This is a genomic window from Nevskiales bacterium (assembly GCA_035574475.1).
In the GTDB taxonomy this organism is placed as follows: Bacteria; Pseudomonadota; Gammaproteobacteria; order Nevskiales; family DATLYR01; genus DATLYR01.
Map to the genome: position 1 here is coordinate 1 of DATLYR010000024.1, position 18,144 is coordinate 18,144.

Sequence of the window (18,144 nt, forward strand, 5' to 3'; positions counted from 1 at the left end):
TCCAGGCTGCGGCCGAGCGCATGTTTCACGGGCGCGCGCATGCCGAGGTTGCGGCCCAGCTCCCAGCCGTGTGCGGCATAGCCCAGCCGGCGCAGCACACGCCGCAGCGGCAGGGTCGAGGTGTCGGTGGCACCGAAGCCCGGTACCACCAGCACCGGCTGGCCGTCGCCGCGCGGCAGCCGTCCGAGCCAGGGCTGACTGAGCAGGTAGGCGACGAACTCGGCGCCGACGCGACTCTCCGCCAGCAGCAGCCACAGCGGCGGGCGCGCGACGTGCACCTCGTCCTCGCGCAGCATCCGCACGCCGTCGGTGTCTCGTTTATCATTCACGCCTTGTTGCGGGCCCGAGCGGGCCGCCTGCGCCGTCATAGCGATTCTCTCCTGCTGGCACTGCAGCCATTATGAAACGGACCTGTACCCCATGGAAACCAAGCCGCCAGCCATGAACCAGATGCTGCAGGACCTGCTGCAGGTGCTGGCACTGGAGCCCCTCGAGGTCAACCTGTTCCGGGGGCAGAGCCGCGATCTCGGCGGCAAGAGCGTGTTCGGCGGCCAGGTGCTGGGCCAGGCGCTGATGGCCGCCACGCGTACGGTGAGCGCCGAGCGGCGCGCACATTCATTGCACGCCTATTTCCTGCGCCCCGGTGACATGGCCGCGCCGATCGTCTACGAGGTGGAGCGCATCCGTGACGGGCGCAGCTTCACCACACGCCGGGTCAAGGCGGTGCAGCACGGCGAGCCGATCTTCAGCATGATGGTGTCCTACCAGGTGCGCGAGCCGGGCCACGAGCACCAGTTCCCGATGCCGGCCGTTCCGGCGCCCGAGGGTCTGCCCACGCAGGCCGAGCTGCGCCGCCGGACCGCGGACCGCTGCCCGGAGAAGCTGCGCCCCGGCTATCTGCGCGAGCTGGCGATCGAGTTCAAGCCGGTCAGCCCGGTGGATCCCTTCACGCCGGCGAAGACCGAGCCGCGGCAGTGCATCTGGTTCCGCGCCGCCGGCCGCCTGCCGGACGATCCTGTCCTGCACCAGTGCGTCCTCACCTACGCCACCGACTTCAACCTGCTCAACACCGCCATGCTGCCGCATGGCGTGAGTTACCTGCAGCCCAATATGATCTGCGCGAGTCTCGATCACGTGTTGTGGTTCCACCACGATTGCCGCGCGGACGACTGGCTGCTGTATGCGATGGACAGCCCCGGCGCGCAGGGCGCGCGGGGCTTGAGCCGCGGGCTGATCTACAACCGCGACGGCCTGCTGGTGGCTTCGGTAGCGCAGGAGAGCCTGATGCGGGACCTGTCGCTCGCCGGCGGCCACGAACAGTAAGGCCAGACCGGGCCAGCGTCGCGCGCGCAGCGCGGTCAGTCGTCGTGGTGCTTGTCGCAGTACCGCTCCACCGCGGCGAGGATACCGTCGATGAGCAGGTCCTGGTGCTGCTCGCTGGCCAGCAGCAGTTCCTCCTCGCGGTTGAGGATCACGCCGGCCTCGAACAGTACCGCCGGCATGTCGGCCGAATGCAGCACGATCAGCTTGTTGAAGCGATAGATGCCGAGATCCTCGTCCACCAGGCGGCGGCCGCGATAGCCGTCATGATGCAGCGTGGGCACGAGCTTGCGTGCGCGCAGTTCCTGGCCGAGCAGACTGGCGAACTCGCGGCTCAGCGCCGGCTCGTCGTTGTCTTCGGAGTAAAAGATGGAATGGCCGCGGAACTGGTCACCATAGCGCAGCGACACGCCCTGGTAGGTCCAGCGGGTCAAATACTTGGCCGGCATGGAATCGTGGTGGATGGAAATGAACAGGTCCGCGTCCATGTCGTCGGCCAGTTCGGTGCGCTCGGTCAGGTGCAGTACCGCGTCACCGTCGTTGACGATGAAGGCCTCGTCAAAGCCGCGCTTGTGCGCCGCGGCCAGGAGGCGCCCGGCCAGGTTCTTGTTGAAAACATACTCCGGCACGCCGCGCGCGCTGGTGGCGCCGGGGCTGCGCACCGAGTGACCGACATCGATCGCCAGCACGAACTCGTCGCGCTCGCAGGCCGCCTGCGCGGCGACACTGCCGCCGGCCAGCAGCAAACCCAGGAGCAGGGCCCTCAAGCGGACGCCGCTCCCCGGCGGCTGTCCAGCCAGTCGCGCAGGTTCGCCAGCGTGCGGCGGTATGGCGCCAGGCCGGCCCACAGCAGCAACAGGGCGCCGGCCTGCGCCACCGAGCCCACCAGCAGCAGCGAGTAGCCGACGGCGGCGTCGTTCCTGAACACGTAGTCGGTGGCCAGCGCCACCGCGGTCGGGCCGACACCGAGGCCGATGAGATTCACCACGAACAGGTACACGGCCGAGGCCTGGCCGCGCATGTCGTTGGGCATCATCTCCTGCACCGCGGCCGGCGCCACGCCGAAGGGCATGCTGAGGAATACCGTCGAGATCGCCACCATGGCCACCGCCAGGTTGGCGTCCGGTACCAGCGGGAAGGCGATGCCGGAGGGGATGCCGCAGACCGCCGCCAGCAGGCCCACGCGCATGTTGGCGTCCTCATGGCCGCGCCGCGCCAGCCAGTCCGACAGCCGGCCGCCGGCGACGATGCCGAAGGTACCGAAGATCATGATCACCGTCCCATAGGCCACGCCGATCTGGGCCGCGGTCCAGCCGTGATGGCGGATGAAGAAGGTCGGGACCCAGGCGGCGGCGCCATAGGCGGTGAAGGCCATCAGCGCGAAGCCGAAGTTGTGGCACAGCACGGCGCGGCGGTTCTGCTTCATATAGGCGAACACCGTGCCGAGCGGCACGCCGGCGGTGGCACCGCTGAGCCCCTGCCGCGCCGGCTCGCGCACCGTGTACATGGCGAAGGCGAACAGGATGCCGGCGATGCCGAGGATGAAGAAGATCAGCTGCCAGGGCCGCGTCGCCCCCACCAGCGGCAACAGGACGTCATCCTGGCCTGCAAACTGGATCACCAGCCCGCCGAGCAGGAAGGCCAGCCCGGAGCCGATGTAGATGCCCATCGAGTACACGCTGATGGCGGTGGCGCGGCTTTCCTTGGGGAAGTAGTCGGCGATCAGCGAATAGGCCGAGGGCGACAGCGTGGCCTCGCCGACACCCACGCCCATGCGGTACAGGAAGAACTGCCAGTAGGATTTCGCGGTGCCGCAGGCCGCGGTCATCAGGCTCCAGAAGAAAATCCCCGCCGCGATGATCGTGCGGCGGCTCTTCGAGTCCGCCAGCCGTCCGAGCGGGATACCGCAGATGGTGTAGAAGAGCGCGAAGGAGAAGCCCATCAGCAGGCTCATCTGCGTGTCGCTGATGCCGAGGTCGGCGCGGATCGGGCCGACCAGCAGGTTCAGGATCTGCCGGTCGATGAAGGAAAACACATAGGCCACCATCAGCACGGCGACCACATACCAGGCGTAGGCCAAGCTGTGACGCGGCTGCCCCTGTGCGTTCATGCGCCCTCCTCCTTTCGTTGTTGTGTGCCCGGCCCACCCAGGGCGCCGGCTGTTACTTTTCGACCGGCATGATGTCCTTCAGCGCGCGCCAGCCGCCATCCACGTTGACCACGTTCTTATAGCCCATTTGCCGCAGTGCGTCGCTGGCCAGCGCCGATCGGAAGCCGCCGCCGCAGTACAGGTACAGGGTTTCGTTGCGGTCCGGGTGCTTCGATTCGATGTCGCGCTCGATCACGCCCTTGCCGATGTGCTCGGCGCCGCGCAAGTGCCCGGCGGCGTACTCGCTTTCCTCGCGTACGTCGATCAGCGCCCCCGGCTCGCGCTGCAGTGCGGACGGCAGCTCATGGGCCTGGATCTCGCGGATGCGTTTGCGGGCCTCGTCGACCAGCTTGAGAAAGGCGGGGGAATGGCTCATACGGGGACTCCGGCTATACCCTGCGGCGATATTAGCGCAGTGCGCGTCGCACCACGTTATCATGCGCCTCTTTCCGCCCGCGAGCCGCACCAATGCGACGCCGTCTTGACGTGACCGCCTCGATCCTCGCCAGCACCCTGCGCGGGTGGCGCGGCACCATGGCCTCCGCGCACACGCGCCAGCCCGAACGGCTGCTCGAACTGTACGACATCGAGGATTGCCCCTTCTGCCGGCTGGTGCGCGAGACGCTCACCGAGCTCGACCTCGACGCGCTGATCTACCCCTGCCCGCGCGGCGGCACGCGTTACCGGCCGGTCATGCAGGCGCTGGGCGGCAAATGCCAGTTCCCCTTCCTGGTGGACCCGAATACCGGCACGCAACTGTACGAGTCGGCCGACATCATCGACTACCTGTGGCGGACCTACCGCGGGCGCGCGGCGCCGAAGGGCCTGCGCGCCCTGCAGGTCGCCACGGCCAGCCTCGCCTCCGGCGCACGCTGGCCGCGGGGGCTCAAGGCCCGTGCGTCCCGGGCAGCGGAGCAGCCGCTGGAGCTGTACAGTTTCGAATCCAGCCCGTACTCGCGCCTGGTGCGCGAAACCCTGTGCGAACTGGAGCTGCCCTATGTCCTGCGCAACACCGGCAAGGCCGAGTGGCAACAGCTCGGCCCGCCCGAAGTGCGCACGACCTTCTTCAAGGACCGCCCGATCCGGGGACGCAACCGGCTGCGGCTGTATGAGCTGACCGGCCGCCAGCAGGTGCCCTATCTGATCGACCCGAATACCGGCACGGCGATGTTCGAGTCGGCCGACATTCGCAGGTATTTGCTTGAGACCTATGCCATCTGAGGCGGTGTGCCGCGTCCTAGGCCCCTCTCCCGCAAACGGCAGAGGGGGATGCGAATTCGCCGAATTTTTCAGGACACTAGGGAAACTCTGATCAGTTCGTCACCCCGGCGAAAGCCGGGGTCCAGAGTTTTGAAAGTCGCTGGATTCCGGCTTGCGCCGGAACGATGAAGGGAATTGATCAGAGCCCCCTATATCCCGGTCACGTAGATTCTGACCTTGCGCTTGCCGAAGTGGCGCGCGGCGCGGACGTCCTCGCCCATGTAGATGTCGATGCGGTTCTCCCAGCGCTGGTGCATCTTGTCCAGCACCACGTATTCACCGGGCAGGCCGTGGATGCGCACCCGGGCATGCCGCTTGAGTCCCTTCTCCAGCAGGTCGCGCGACACGGCGATGCTCTTCGTACCGGGTTCGAGACGGTCGCCCCAGGCGGCGATGTCGGGATCGTCGTCGGTCTGCTCCGGCACCGAGTTGTAGGCGGTGGCCGTGACCACCAGCACGCGTGAGGCCGTCACATCTTCGCTGGCCCAGGCCGGCGCCAACAGACAAAAGCTGACCAGACTCGACAAGAATGCACGGGGCTGTTTCGGTTTCATCTCAGGTCCCTCCCTGATGCCGACCTCCGGCTGAGGTCGTACGTGGGCCCGGGGTGTTGCCGAACGAAAAAACGGCGGGTCAGTCTGCCCGCCGTCCATGACGAAACGGTTGCAGCCCGCAACCGGCCCGGTTGGGCCATCGGTGCCGCGGATCGGTGGCGTCTGGGTGCTGGCGAGGTGCCCGCGGGCAGGGTCGGTAAGCAGGCATGGCAGGCCCTCCTTGCGGAGAGAGTTGCCAGCTTTTTATCAACCTATTGTGGCAAAGTCAAGTCCATGCCACTACGGGTAGTGGTTATTCAGGCGCCCGGTCTAGAAAAGACCCGCTGACGCAGGCGTGCCAGCAGCCCCAGCTGCTCCGGCTCCGGCTGCAGTTGCTCGACGCGATGGCGGTTGGCCAGTTCGGGATTGCGGCTCAGCACCTGGTGGTGGCGCAGGGCCGAGACCACGTTGATCTTGGCCATGCCCTCGCGCAGGGGCTTGAGCAGGAAGCGGTAGACCTGACCGTGGTTGATCATCGCGATCGCGTTGTTGGCGTCGGCACGGTCGGTGACCACCACCGACACCAGCTGCGGCTGGTACTGCTTGAGCAGGGCCAGCAGGCTGGTCACCGGCTTGCCCTGCACATACGCCTCGGTCACCAGCACGCCGATGTTCGGGTGCTCCAGCAGCAGCTGTGCGCACTCGGCCACGTTGCCGGCGGTGTGGACCTCGGGAAAGTCCTTCTTGAGCATGTTCTGCAGGCTCAGTCGGCTGCCGGGGTCGCTGTCCAGGATCAGTACGCCCGGCGCATCCTCTGCGGCCATGGCGTCATCGCCGACCTCGCCCAGCCTGGCACCGGCCACCAGACTGGCGTAATCCACTCTGGCCGCATCCACTGCCTTGGCAAGCGTGTCCTGCAGTTCCTCGTTCGACCACGGCTTGCTGACGAAGCGGAAGATCTCGCCCTCGTTGATCGAGCCGATGATCGCATTCAGCTCGGAATAGCCGGTCAGCAGTACGCGCATGGCGTTGGGCTGCAGGTCGCGCACCAGGCGCAGCAGCTCGATGCCGGTCATCTCCGGCATCCGCTGGTCGCTGACCACGACATCCACCGTGTGCTGGCGCAGCAGTGCCAGCGCCTCGGCGCCGCTGGTGGCGGTGAGCACGTCGTAGCTGCGGCGGAACAGAATGCGCATCGTGTTGAGGATGCGCGGCTCGTCGTCCACGAAGAGCACGCAGGGCTTGCGCGCGGGCTGGTCGGTCATGCGGTCTCCCCGTATCGGCGTCTGTGCGCCGTTGCTCAGGCCTGACTGGCCGTCCAGTTATAAGCGATCGCGGCGCCCGCCGCCAGCCGCGTCCCGGGCCGCATTGCCTCAGAACGTATAGGACAGGCTGAAACTGAGAAAATCGCGATCGCGGAACGGCGCAAGCCGGCCGGTGCTGCCCTGGTAGAACACATTCCCCGACCAGCCGCCTTCGAGGTCGAACTCGGTGCCGACCAGGAACTGTTTGCGGCCTTCGATGAAATTCTGCGCCGGGAACACGCCAATGCCGTCCACATCGTGAAAGAAGCCCAGCGTCGGCTTGAAGTTGATGCCCTCGATGACGTCGTTGTACTCGAGTCGCGACACCAGCCGGTAACCCCAGGCGAAATCGTCGGCGAAGCCCTCGGTCTGTTGCGTGGGATTCAGACGGCGCGGGTCGGGCGTGCCGTTGGGCAGGCCGCTGCCGTCGGCGCCAGGGCTGGCATGGCTGTTGATGTGGAACAAGCCCCCTTCGAACTGCAGTTCGTCGCGGTCTGGCATATCCAGCACGTGCGTGGCTCCGGCCTCGACCAGGAGGATGATCTGGTCGGCGCCGATCGGATTGCTGCTGGAGATGGTGCGAATGGCAGTCATGCCCAGCTGCCCGACCTTGAGACGCTCGAAGCCGGATACGACATCGCCACCGTTGATTTCGACACCGCGGTACACGTTGAGGAATGCCGGTACGGCACTGCGCGCCCCGGGGATGGTGCCGATGCTGATCGGCCCGATACCGGCGGGAACATCCTGGCGCGGGAAGGCCGGCTGCAGGCCGGTGAAAATGACATCGGGGATGGACACCTGCACCGGCAGATTGGGGCGATAAGCGTATTCGCCCGCCAGCGACCAGCTGCCGAGATTGGTGTTGAAGCTGACCCCATACAACCGGATATCCTCGGGGTACTCCAGAAAAATCTTCAGCGTATCCACCGGCAGCGGCTCCTCTCCGACGCCAGGGTTCAGGGCGCCGTTGAAACCGGCGCAGTCCACGAACGCCACGACGAAGTTGGCCGAGTCGCGCATGCAGGAGTCCTGCGCCGCAATCGCGCTCTGGTAGGGCAGACGGCTGTGATAGTTCATGGCATAAAAGCCGAACTCGGTACCGCCGTTGAGTTGCTCCGCAAAGTAGTTCACGCGCAGCCCGTACTGACCGCCGTCTTCCGGCTCGCCGATGCCGCGCACCACCTGCGCCGTGCGCGAGGCACTGGTAATCAAGCTGGCCGCGCCGGCCGGCACATACTGCCCCTCCGGGTCTTCCGAAAACTGGCCGAGACCCAGCAGGGCGGTGTCGGCAAGGCCGCCCACTTCGAGGTAGGAGAAAAAGCCGCCTGCGGCGGCCGGACGCACCCTGCGCCAGCCATACTGGTAGAAAAATTCGGCGGCCACATTCGGCACGACGTCGGCCGAAACCAACAGCAGCGGCACCGGCTGGAAAATCTCGTTGATCTGGCTGCCCGGCAGATAGAGCCGGTTCTCATCGGGCGGATTGATCTCGGACAGCGAGTTCAGCGCAATGAAGTTGCTCTCGCCCCAGCGCAGAATCTGCTTGCCGACGGAAACCGATACGGCACGCTCGCCGAACTGGAAGGCGCTGCTGACAAAGGCGTCATACAGATCGATGTCGCGGCCCAGTTCGCTCTCGATGACGCTGCTGCGCGGGGTTCGGGCCGGCTGAAAACGGGTATTGGTATGGAAGTCTTTACGGCCGCGGTTCTCGCTGTCGTAGAAGGCAATGCCGCGCGCCTTGAATTGCCAGTTGCCCCAGCTTAGCGAAAGCTCCGAGGTCAGTTTGCTGGCGGCGGCCACGACATCGTACTGGTCGTAGTTCAGGTTACCGTCGTCGGCCGCATGTCCAACGAACGCACCCTTGGCGTTCACCAGGCGCTGATTGGGCCCGGGATCGCCGCTGAGCGACATGCAGTCGTCGGCTGTGCAAAGGTCCTGCTGCCCGGGCACGTTGAGCTTGCCGATGAGGTCATCATCGCGCTCTTCCATGCGAAAGGCCGCACCGACGCTGATACGGTTGTTGAGCGTGAGGTTGAGATCGCCCCAGCTGTAATCCAGCGCCAGGGCCGGACCACTGCAGGCCATCAGCAGAACGCCGGCGCCGCGCAGAACCATACGCATGGAACCCTCCCTCGCACCCGCAGGCCGGCTGCGCCGGCTCGATTTATCCGTCAACCGGCCGAACTTAGCCCGGGGCTACCGGCGCCGCATTGGCCCATGGCCGGCAACAGCCTGTCAAAGGGGCTAAAAACGACATGCCCCGGCAGAACCGGGGCATGCGTGCGCGGAACCCGCCAAGAATCAGAGCTTGGCCTCGAGCTCCGGGAGAATCTTGAACAGGTCGCCGACCAGGCCCAGGTCCGCCACCTCGAAGATGGCGGCGTCGGGGTCGGAATTGATCGCGACGATGGTGCCGGCGTCCTTGATGCCGGCCAGGTGCTGGATCGCGCCCGAGATGCCGACCGCGATGTACAGCTCGGGCGCGATGATCTTGCCGGTCTGGCCGACCTGCATGTCGTTCGGGCAGTAGCCCGAGTCCACCGCCGCGCGCGAGGCGCCGACCGCGGCGCCGAGCTTGTCGGCCAGCGAGTAGATGATCTTGAAGTTGTCGGCGCTGCCCACGCCGCGGCCGCCGGACACCACCTTGCGCGCCGACTGCAGGTCGGGACGGTCACCGCCTTCCTTCTTGAGGCCGACGTAACGCGTGTGTGTGGGCAGCGCGGCGTCCACGCTGGCGGCTTCCACCGCCGCGGAACCGCCGGTACCGGCCGCCGGCCAGGAGGCGCTGCGCACGGTGCCGACCAGAATCTCGCCGGCCGGGGCCTCGACCGTGGTGATGGCGTTGCCGGCGTAGATCGGCCGGTCGAAGCTGTGCGGGCCGTGCACCGCCATGATGTCGGTGACCTGGCCGACGCCCAGTAGCGCGGCGACGCGCGGCGCGAGGTCCTTGCCGAAGGTCGTGTTGGGCGACAGCACGTGGCTGTAGCCGCCGGACCTGGCCAGCTGGGCGATCTGCGGCGCCAGCACCGCGGCCAGCGGGTTGGCGTTGGCGGCGTTGGCCACGGTCAGCACCTTGGCTACGCCGGCGAGCTGCGCGGCCTCCGCCGCCGGCCCGGCCGGGTCGGCGGCCAGCACGACGACGTGGATCTCGCCGCCGATCTTGGACGCGCAGTTGACCGCGCGCGCGGTGCTGGAGTTGAGCTTGCCGTCGCTGTGCTCGGCAATCACCAGAATCTTGCTCATACGAATGTCCTTTCTGCGTTCTTGTCATCCCGGCGCAGGCCGGAATCCAGTGCCTTTCGAGTCGCTGGATACCGCTTTCGCCGGTATGACGGAATGAATGGTGCTTCGCGTTCTTCACAGGTTCTCAAACGAGCCCCTTCTCCTTCAGCTTGGCGATCAGTTCGTCCACCGTCTTGACCTTGATGCCGGCGGCGCGCGGCGCCGGCGGCGCGGTCTTGACGGTCTTGACGCCCGTCACCGGCTGCACACCCAGGGCGGCCAGATCCGTCGCCTCGATCGGCTTCTTCTTGGCCTTCATGATGTCCGGCAGCTTGAGGTAGCGCGGCTCGTTCAGGCGCAGGTCGGTGGTGATCACCGCGGGCAGGTCCACTTCCAGCGTCTCCAGTCCGGCATCCACTTCGCGCGTCACGGTGGCCTTGTTGCCGGACACTTCGATCTTGGAGGCGAAGGTGGCCTGGGCGCAGTCCAGCAGCGCGGCGGTCATCTGGCCGGTCTGGTTGTTGTCGTCGTCGATCGCCTGCTTGCCGGTGAGCAGGATCTGCGCGCCCTCCTTCTTGACCAGCGCGGCCAGCGCGCGGGCGGCGGTCAGCGGCTGCACGGCGCCGTCGGTCTTGATGTGGATGGCGCGGTCGGCGCCGAAGGCCAGCGCGGTGCGCAGCTGCTCCTCGCACTTGGCCTCGCCGATGGTGACGGCCACGACCTCGGTGGCGACGCCCTTCTCCTTCATGCGCATGGCTTCTTCCAGCGCGATCTCATCGAAGGGGTTCATGCTCATCTTGACGCCGTCGGTGACCACGCCGGAGCCGTCGCTCTTGACCTGGATGCGGACGTTGTAGTCAACCACTCGTTTGACGCTGACCAGAACTTTCATGCGGTCGTCTCCAACAATTGAGAACCAAACCAGAGAATCTTCAAAACTGAAATCTTGTCGTCATTCCGACCCCGGATTTAAGCATTCCGGGGCAGGCTCCAGCCGGAATCCAGCGACTTTCAAGGCCCTGGACCCCGGCCTTCGCCGGGGTGACGGAACAAGTCAGCCCCCAACTTCTTAAGTTACTTCAGTTCCTGCGACGTTTTCCCTAACAACCGGCGGGCGATGATCAGCAGCTGGATCTGCTGGGTGCCTTCGAAAATGTCCAGGATCTTGGCGTCCCGGGCCCATTTCTCGAGCAGGTTATTCTCGCTGTATCCGAGGCTTCCGCACAACTCCACGCAGCGCAGGGCGATCTCGGTGCCGACCCGGCCGGCCTTGGCCTTGGCCATGGAGGCCTGCAGCGAGTTGGGCTTGCGGTTGTCCGCCATCCAGGCCGCCTGCAAGGTCAGCAGCCAGGCCGCTTCCCAGTCCGCCTCCATCTGCAGCCAGGCCGCAGCCGCGGCGTGCTGGGCCTGGGCCGGCCGGTCGTAGTCGATCGTGATGCCGGCCTGCTCCAGCAGGCGCCGGCTCTCCTCCAGCGCCGCGCGCGCCAGGCCCACCGCCATCGCCGCCACCAGCGGGCGGGTGTTGTCGAAGGTCTGCATCACGCCGGCGAAGCCCTTCTCGACATTCACCTCGGGGCTGCCGAGCAGATTCGCCGCCGGCACGCGGCAGTTGTCGAGGCGAATGGTAGCCGTGTCGGAGGCGCGGATGCCGAGCTTGTGCTCGAGGCGTACCACTTCCATGCCCGGCGTGCCCTTGGGCACGACGAAGGACTTGATCGCGGCACGGCCGGCGTTGCGGTCCAGCGTGGCCCAGACCACCACCGCATCGCAGCGCCCGCCGGCGGTGACGAAGATCTTCTCGCCGTTCAGCACGTAGTGGTCGCCGTCCTTAACCGCGGTGGTGCGGATGGCGGCGGAGTCCGAGCCGCAGTGCGGCTCGGTGATCGCCATGCCGGCCCAGCAGCCCTTGAAGCGCTCCAGCTGTTCCTCGTTGGCCACCGAGGCGATGGCGGCATTGCCCAGGCCCTGGCGCGGCATGGACAGCAGCAGGCCGACGTCGCCCCAGCACAGCTCCATGGTGCCGAGCGCGGTGGACAGGTTGCTGCCGTTCTTGTTGCCCTCGCCGTTGCCGTTGTCGCGGCGCACGCCGGCGGCGCCGGCGCCGCTCTCGCCCGAGGCGTTCATGCCGTCGAGCAGGGCCGAGAGCATGTCCAGCTCCTTCGGATAGGCGTGCTCGGCCAGGTCGTACTTGCGCGAGTTGGCGCGGAAGATCTCGTTCGCCACCTGGCGCGCCTGGCGCACCAGCATGGTGAATTTCTTGGGGACTTCCAGGTTGATCATGTTCGCACTCCTAGACCAGCAGCCCGCCTTCCATCACGCCCACCGCGCGCAAATCGCGGTACCAGCGCTCGACCGGATGTTCCTTGACGAAGCCGTGGCCGCCGAGCAGCTGCACGCCGTCGTTGCCGATCTGCATGCCGCGCTCCGCGCACAGCCGCCGCGCCAGCGCCACCTCGCGCGCGTATGGCTTGCCCTGCTCGGCGCGGCTCGCGGCGCGCCAGGTCGCCAGGCGCATGCCTTCCAGCTCGATGGCGATATTGGCCACCATGAAGGCCACCGACTGGCGGTGCGAGATCGGCTCGCCAAAAGCCACGCGCTCGTTGACGTAGGGAATCACGTAGTCGAGCACCGCCTGCGCGGTGCCGACCGCGAGGCTGCACCAGGCCAGGCGCGACAGCCGCAGGCATTCGGCATAGGTCTCGGCGCTGGCCTCGCCCAAGAGCGCGCGGCGCGGCAGTTTCACGTCCTCGAGAATCACCCGGCCCAGGCTCGCGGCGCGCAGCCCCATCGAGGGCTCGGCCTCGACGCTGAGGCCCGCGCTGGAAGATTCGACCAGGAAAAGCGCCGGGCCCTTGCCCTCGAGTTCGGCGGCGATGACGAACAGCTCGGCCTCGTGCGCACGCGGCGCCAGCGACTTCACGCCGCTCAGGACGTAGCCGTCACCGGCCGCGCGGGCCTTGGTATCGAGCAGCAATGGATCGAACAGCGGCCGCGGCTCCAGCAGCGCCAGCGCCGCCGCGGGGACTGTCTCGCCGGTGAAGGCCGGCAGGTAGGTGGATTGCTGCTCGGCGTTGCCCCATTCCACCAGCGCCTGGCTGACCGCCAGCGGTGCCAGGCAGGCCACGGCCAGGCCCATGTCGCCCTGGGCCATGGCCTCGGCCACCAGCACGTTGGTCATCACCGAGCGCTCGCTGCCGGCGCCGCCGAGCGCCTCCGGTACGCCCAGCAGATGCAGGCCCAGATCGAGGCTGCCGGCCAGCAGCTCGGGCGGTGCGGCGCAGGCCTCGTTGGCCTTGGCTGCGGCGGGGCGTAGCTGCTCCGCGGCGAAGCGTTGCACGCTCTCGCGCATCATCTGCTGCTCGTCGGTGGGCGTCAGGTCGAACAGCTCGCGCGGGGCGCCCTTCGCCAGCCGCGCCGGCCCGGCCAACTTCTGCGTGGCCTTGAAGGCGCGGCTCAGGGCACCGGCGGTGCGGAAACCGGCCTTGGTCGCCTGATACACGACTCGCTCGCTGGCCTTGCGCAGGCCGAGCCTGTCGATCAGCGGCCAGCCGGCGAAGCGGTTGAGCAGCGCCAGGCCGAAGCCCATGATGTCGCGCTTGTGCGCAGATGCGGTGGTCATGCTTGTGCCCCTATTCCGTCACCCCGGCGCAGGTCGGGGTCCAGTGCCTTTCAAGTCGCTGGATTCCGGCTTACGCCGGAATGACAGCAAGCCATAAAGATCCTTAGCGCCCATTCGGGCTCAACGTTCCAGTATGGCCGTCACGCCCTGCCCGCCGGCGGCGCAGATCGAGATCAGCCCGCGGCCGCGGCCGGCCTCGCTCAGGGTCTTGGCCAGCGTCGCCACCACGCGCGCGCCGGTGGCGGCGAAGGGATGGCCGGTGGCGATCGAGCTGCCCTTCACGTTGAGCTTGCTGCGGTCGATCTTGCCCAGCGCCCGGGGCAGGCCCAGCTTGTTCCTGCAGAAGTCCTCCGACTCCCAGGCCGCCAGCGTGCACAGCACCACCGCGGCGAAGGCCTCGTGGATCTCGTAGAAGTCGAAATCCTGAAGCTGAAGCCCGGCCTTCTGCAGCATGCGCGGGACGGCGTAGGCCGGCGCCATCAGCAGGCCCTCGCGTTCGTCGATGAAATCCACCGCGGCAGTCTCGGCGTAGGAGAAATACGCCAGGATCGGCAGGCCCTTTTTCTTCGCCCAGTCTTCGGACGCCAGCAGCACGGCCGAGGCGCCGTCGGTGAGGGTCGAGGCGTTCGCCGCGGTGATCGTGCCCTTGTGCTTGTCGAAGGCCGGGCCCAGCTTGGCCATCTTCTCCAGCGTGGCGTCGGCGCGCAGATTGTTGTCGCGGTCCAGACCGTGGTAGGGCATCACCAGATCCTTGAAGAACCCGGCCGCATAGGCCTTGGCGAGGTTCTGGTGGCTGGCCAGCGCCAGCTCGTCCTGCGCTTGCCGCGTGATGCCCATGCGTTGCGCCGTGATCTCGGCATGCTGGCCCATGGACTTGCGCGTGCGCGGCTCGGAATTGCTCGGGATCTCCGGAATCAGGAACTTGGGATTCAGCAGCTTGGCCGCGGCCTTGAGCTTGGCGGCCTTGGTTTTCGCACCGTTCGCCTCCATCAGCGCGCGCTGCAGGCCGGGGTTGACCGCGATCGGCGCGTCCGAGGTGGTGTCCGAGCCGCAGGCGATGCCGGCCTCGATCTGGCCCAGGGCGATCTTGTTGGCGACCAGGATGGTCGCTTCCAGCCCCGTGCCGCAGGCCTGCTGGATGTCATAGGCCGGCGTGTAGGGCGACAGGCCGGAGCCGAGCACGCACTCGCGCACCAGGTTCCAGTCGCGCGAATGCTTGAGCACCGCGCCGCCGGCGACCTCGCCCAGCAACTCGCCCTGCAGGGCGTACTTCTCCACCAGCCCGCGCAGCGTGTCGGTGAGCATGGTCTTGTTGGAGAGCTTCGCGTAGGCGGTGTTGGACCGCGCGAAGGGGATGCGGTTGGCGCCGACGATGGCGACCTTGCGGCCGTAGGGTTTCATGCTTGCAGCTCCAGGTGTGGGACTGGACGGGCGGCGGGCAATCCGCCGCCGTGATGGGTTCAGGCCAGGCCGCGGATCGCCTCGTCCGGCAGGCCCAGCGATTCGCCCAGCTTGAAGAAATAGCGCTCGACCAGCGCCGCGAACTTGCCCTGGATGAAGGGCGGCGCGACCAGCCGGAACATCAGCGGCACCGGCACATCGTACAGGTCGCCGTTGACACGCAGGCTCATGGCGCTGGCCGAACCGTGCGGGCGCAGCTGCAGGCGGCCCTCGATGCGCGCGTTGCCCTTGCCTTTGACCGGCTTCCAGTGCACCAGGCCTTCCTGCGGGTCCACCAGGAACTTGGCGGCGAAGCTGACCTCGTGCGAGATGTTCGCCACCTTGGAGCCGATCGGCGCCAGCTCCCACAGGTAGGAGCCGTCCTTCTGCCGCGTCAGCTTGCGCAGCTTGGGAAACAGCCGGATGGTGTTCTCCACGTCGTGCAGCAGGGCCTGGGCCTGGGCATAGGCCACCGGCACGGTGACGCTGCGCTCGATCTCGATCTCGACGTTCATGGACTGCGCGGCTCCCGGAAATGCGTTCTGGTTATCCTGCTGCGTAAATTGCCGTGCGAGCGCGCGCGCGACTATGGCCTGCAGGTGACAGCCGCCTGTCAAATGGGCAAACTGGGGGCTGTGGGCAAAACGATGCTTACATAAGAATCAAATACTTATGAAGGATTCGGGGCGGCTCATCAGCTACATCCACACGGCCATGCAACGTGCCGGCGTGGACACGAATGCCGTTTATTTCCAGATCGGCTTCAAGCCCGAGAACCTCAACAAGCCCGAACTGCGCACGCCGCACGACGCGCAGATCGCGTTCTGGGAGGCGGTCGAGGCCGTCACCGGCGATCCGGACATCGGCCTGCACCTGGCGCCGCACATCCCGACCTACCGCGGCGACGTGTTTGAGTACCTGTTCCTCAGCAGCCCGACCTTCCGCGAGGGCTGCAAGCGCGCGATGCGCTACTCGCGCCTGTTCAGCGATGCGTTCACGGGCAACCTGCATGAGGAGGGCGACGGGCCTGCGCGCGTCGCGCTGGCCATCACCCAGTTCAACCACCCGGTGCTGCGCCACACCGAGGTCTGCATCACCCATGGCCTGATCGAGTTCTGCAAGAGCGTGACCGATGGTGCCGCGCAGCCGATCCGCATCTGCCTGCGTGCGCCGACGCCGAAGGATCCCGCCGAGTACGCCAGAGTGTTCGGCTGCCCGGTGGAGTTCGAAAGCCCTGAAACCCTGATCTATTTCGACCGCGCACTACTTGACCGGCCCTCGCCGCACGCCGAGCCCGAGCTGCTGCGCGTGCACGAGGAACTGGCCAGCCGCCAGCTCAACAAGCTGCAGAGCCGCGACGTGGTGGACGAGGTCAAGCGCGTGCTGGCGCAGGGTCTGGAATACCAGACCTGCGACCTGGAAAGCGTGGCCAAGGCGCTCGGCCGCACGCCGCGGCGGCTGCGCCAGGAGCTGGCGCGCGCCGGCACCAGCTTCAACCAGGTGCTGGGCAATTTCCGCTTCAACATGGCCAAGCGCCTGCTCGCCGGCACCGACGAACCCATCGACCGGATCGTGTACCTGACCGGCTTCGCCGAGGTCAGCACCTTCTACCGCGCCTTCCGCCGCTGGGCGGGCATGACGCCGGTGCAGTACCGGCAGGAAAAGCAGCGGCAGAAGACCCAAAGGGCCTGAAACCGAACAACTGAAATATCAGTTGGCCAAATGAAAGCCGTGCAGCATTTCAGCGACGAGTATCTGGCCTACTGCTCGAAGCTGACGCTGGAGCAGAGGCTGCAGTTTCTGGAGGATTTCCGTCTTCTGCACGCTGCCGCGCAGCAGCCGCAGCAGAGCACGCCCATCAGCCTACGCGTGCCTGATCCGCTATTGCGTTTATTCAAACTCAAGGCGGCGGCCGCGGGCGTGCCCTACCAGACCCAGATCAAGCGACTGATGGCACAGTGGTGCAATGCCACGGAAGACTGATCAGCCGTAACTAGGTTCACCGCTCTGATCCCCAGTTTCTTGGCTGGCGCCTGCGGTCTATCAACCGCATCGCTTATCTAAACGACTACGCCGAGGTCAGCACCTTCTACCGCGCCTTCCGCCGCTGGGCGGGCATGACGCCGGTGCAGTACCGGCAGGAAAAGGAGAAAGCGAAGAAACAGGCAGTGGGTTACGCCACGTCAGCGGCGTCCTTCTTAAGCACCACGTTATGTTTCCATGCCCGGACACAACCTATGGCGTAGCAAGCAAGAAGTGCCGGGGACACAATGTACGAAATCAACGTGAGCATAATCACCACGAAGTACGCACCGTCTGAAGCCGTTCGCTCTCTCAAACCACCCATGATCTCGAACACCGCATGCTCAAGATTGAGCATGGTAAGCGCGTTGACGATTAGCGCCAGCGGAAGAAACAGGGCCGCAAGCCACGCGAAGCCCGTAAGGCCAGCTGCACGGCGAAGAAACAATCCATAGAGAGCCACTCGCCAAGTCGCAACAAATAGCAAAAACACCATGTTGGCTTTGATGGCCGTTTCCAGCGGCATGAATCGCTCAACTGGAATTGCGTATAACCATGCTGGCGGAGCGGTAAGCCCGACAAAGACATATACGGACAGAAAACTCCAGTGCTTAGGGCGCAGCGGGAGGATCAGTACCCAAAGCAGCAAAGACAAGACTCCCACATAGACTATTGAGCCCAAACCCGCGTATTGCCACCAATGCGCGCTTGGATGATCCCAATAACGACCAATCCCCGCTAGCCAGGTAGCCACGATCGCAAAGCCAAGAAACGCCATTTTGTGACGCCTGAGATCAATGCGGGAATTCCGGAATGTAAGGAGCAACCACTCCTGTCGGATGACTTCAGGAAACATGTCGCCGAACCGAAGCGCGCCGCGTAGCGGCGTCGCAGTGAGCGCAGCGAACGAATTCGAGCGCGCAGTAGTTAGACGGCACGGAGCGCAACCTGAAGAAGGGGCAACGTGCAAAGGACGGCAACAGCTGCGAGGGCCAATAACCTTACACGCGTCCTGGAAAGTGGCTCGAAGAAGATATAGAACAAGAAAGAAAGCAATGGCCAGAGCAGATAGAGCATACCGCTGCGAAAATGCCCCGACGAGATCCAGAACCAAACCCCGGCCGGCATGCACAGTACTGAGCTCACGACCCAAACAAGCCCGTCAGGCGTGCGCAGAACTTTGTAGCGGAAGAAGTCGCCCAACGGCTCTCTAGACCAGTCCATATGCCATCTAACACCGGCGTTCAGCGGCGGGCCGAGCGAAGCGAG

The 18,144-nt window shown here is 66.0% G+C and carries 20 protein-coding genes; 5 read left to right on the forward strand and 15 right to left on the reverse strand.

Going from position 1 to position 18,144, the window contains the following annotated elements; translation table 11 throughout:
* On the reverse strand, positions 1-329 hold a 329-nt coding region (locus VNJ47_01325), incomplete at its 3' end, for a hypothetical protein (GenBank protein ID HXG27474.1).
* A gap of 112 nt (positions 330-441) precedes the next feature.
* Here VNJ47_01325 and tesB point away from each other — a divergent pair.
* Complete coding sequence (gene tesB, locus VNJ47_01330) at positions 442-1,323, forward strand: acyl-CoA thioesterase II (protein HXG27475.1); 882 nt, start codon at positions 442-444, stop codon at positions 1,321-1,323.
* A 35-nt stretch (positions 1,324-1,358) separates the two neighbouring features.
* On the opposite strand, the gene VNJ47_01335 is transcribed toward tesB, so the two are convergent.
* From VNJ47_01335 to VNJ47_01345, 3 genes are read right to left on the reverse strand one after another with little or no spacing between them, the layout of a single operon-like run.
* Positions 1,359-2,087 (reverse strand): N-acetylmuramoyl-L-alanine amidase, encoded by a 729-nt coding sequence (locus VNJ47_01335; GenBank protein HXG27476.1) that lies wholly within the window; start codon positions 2,085-2,087, stop codon positions 1,359-1,361.
* Complete coding sequence (locus tag VNJ47_01340) at positions 2,084-3,430, reverse strand: MFS transporter (GenBank protein ID HXG27477.1); 1,347 nt, start codon at positions 3,428-3,430, stop codon at positions 2,084-2,086. Before VNJ47_01340 ends, VNJ47_01335 begins: the two co-directional genes overlap by 4 nt.
* A 52-nt stretch (positions 3,431-3,482) precedes the next feature.
* Entirely contained in the window at positions 3,483-3,845 is a 363-nt protein-coding gene (locus VNJ47_01345; GenBank protein ID HXG27478.1) for a rhodanese-like domain-containing protein, read from the reverse strand.
* Positions 3,846-3,937: 92 nt separating this feature from the next.
* Between VNJ47_01345 and VNJ47_01350 the strand changes: the two genes are divergently transcribed.
* Complete coding sequence (locus VNJ47_01350; protein ID HXG27479.1) at positions 3,938-4,690, forward strand: glutathione S-transferase N-terminal domain-containing protein; 753 nt, start codon at positions 3,938-3,940, stop codon at positions 4,688-4,690.
* Between the two features lie 188 nt (positions 4,691-4,878).
* Here VNJ47_01350 and VNJ47_01355 read toward each other — a convergent pair whose 3' ends face one another.
* From VNJ47_01355 to VNJ47_01395, 9 genes are all read right to left on the reverse strand, one after another.
* Positions 4,879-5,283 carry a hypothetical protein gene (locus VNJ47_01355; protein HXG27480.1) on the reverse strand — a complete coding sequence of 135 codons (405 nt, stop codon included), beginning with the start codon at positions 5,281-5,283 and terminating at the stop codon, positions 4,879-4,881.
* A gap of 296 nt (positions 5,284-5,579) precedes the next feature.
* Positions 5,580-6,527, reverse strand: coding sequence for a response regulator (locus tag VNJ47_01360; GenBank protein ID HXG27481.1), 948 nt, complete (start codon positions 6,525-6,527; stop codon positions 5,580-5,582).
* Positions 6,528-6,635: 108 nt separating this feature from the next.
* Positions 6,636-8,693, reverse strand: a complete 2,058-nt coding sequence (locus VNJ47_01365) for a DUF1302 domain-containing protein (GenBank protein HXG27482.1) — start codon at positions 8,691-8,693, stop codon at positions 6,636-6,638.
* Positions 8,694-8,873: 180 nt separating this feature from the next.
* Entirely contained in the window at positions 8,874-9,815 is a 942-nt protein-coding gene (locus VNJ47_01370) for an electron transfer flavoprotein subunit alpha/FixB family protein (GenBank protein HXG27483.1), read from the reverse strand.
* A 124-nt stretch (positions 9,816-9,939) separates the two neighbouring features.
* Positions 9,940-10,686, reverse strand: coding sequence for an electron transfer flavoprotein subunit beta/FixA family protein (locus tag VNJ47_01375; GenBank protein ID HXG27484.1), 747 nt, complete (start codon positions 10,684-10,686; stop codon positions 9,940-9,942).
* Between the two features lie 182 nt (positions 10,687-10,868).
* A complete protein-coding gene (locus VNJ47_01380; GenBank protein ID HXG27485.1) occupies positions 10,869-12,074 on the reverse strand; it encodes an acyl-CoA dehydrogenase family protein in 1,206 nt (401 codons plus the stop codon).
* Positions 12,075-12,084: 10 nt separating this feature from the next.
* On the reverse strand, positions 12,085-13,413 hold the full coding sequence (locus VNJ47_01385; protein HXG27486.1) for an acyl-CoA dehydrogenase family protein: 1,329 nt from the start codon (positions 13,411-13,413) through the stop codon (positions 12,085-12,087).
* A 120-nt stretch (positions 13,414-13,533) separates the two neighbouring features.
* The gene (locus VNJ47_01390) at positions 13,534-14,814 is read right to left on the reverse strand and encodes an acetyl-CoA C-acetyltransferase (GenBank protein ID HXG27487.1); all 1,281 of its coding nucleotides are present in this window, start codon (positions 14,812-14,814) and stop codon (positions 13,534-13,536) included.
* A 59-nt stretch (positions 14,815-14,873) separates the two neighbouring features.
* Entirely contained in the window at positions 14,874-15,368 is a 495-nt protein-coding gene (locus tag VNJ47_01395; protein ID HXG27488.1) for a hypothetical protein, read from the reverse strand.
* Between the two features lie 157 nt (positions 15,369-15,525).
* Between VNJ47_01395 and VNJ47_01400 the strand changes: the two genes are divergently transcribed.
* From VNJ47_01400 to VNJ47_01410, 3 genes are read left to right on the forward strand one after another with little or no spacing between them, the layout of a single operon-like run.
* Positions 15,526-16,545, forward strand: coding sequence for an AraC family transcriptional regulator (locus tag VNJ47_01400; protein HXG27489.1), 1,020 nt, complete (start codon positions 15,526-15,528; stop codon positions 16,543-16,545).
* A gap of 30 nt (positions 16,546-16,575) precedes the next feature.
* Positions 16,576-16,836 carry a hypothetical protein gene (locus tag VNJ47_01405; protein HXG27490.1) on the forward strand — a complete coding sequence of 87 codons (261 nt, stop codon included), beginning with the start codon at positions 16,576-16,578 and terminating at the stop codon, positions 16,834-16,836.
* Between the two features lie 59 nt (positions 16,837-16,895).
* Positions 16,896-17,099, forward strand: a complete 204-nt coding sequence (locus tag VNJ47_01410; GenBank protein HXG27491.1) for a hypothetical protein — start codon at positions 16,896-16,898, stop codon at positions 17,097-17,099.
* Here the strand turns inward: VNJ47_01410 and VNJ47_01415 are convergent.
* Positions 17,027-17,731, reverse strand: coding sequence for a hypothetical protein (locus tag VNJ47_01415; protein ID HXG27492.1), 705 nt, complete (start codon positions 17,729-17,731; stop codon positions 17,027-17,029). The two genes, VNJ47_01410 and VNJ47_01415, sit on opposite strands and share 73 nt — an antisense overlap.
* 71 nt (positions 17,732-17,802) lie before the next feature.
* On the reverse strand, positions 17,803-18,144 hold a 342-nt coding region (locus VNJ47_01420; protein ID HXG27493.1), incomplete at its 5' end, for a hypothetical protein.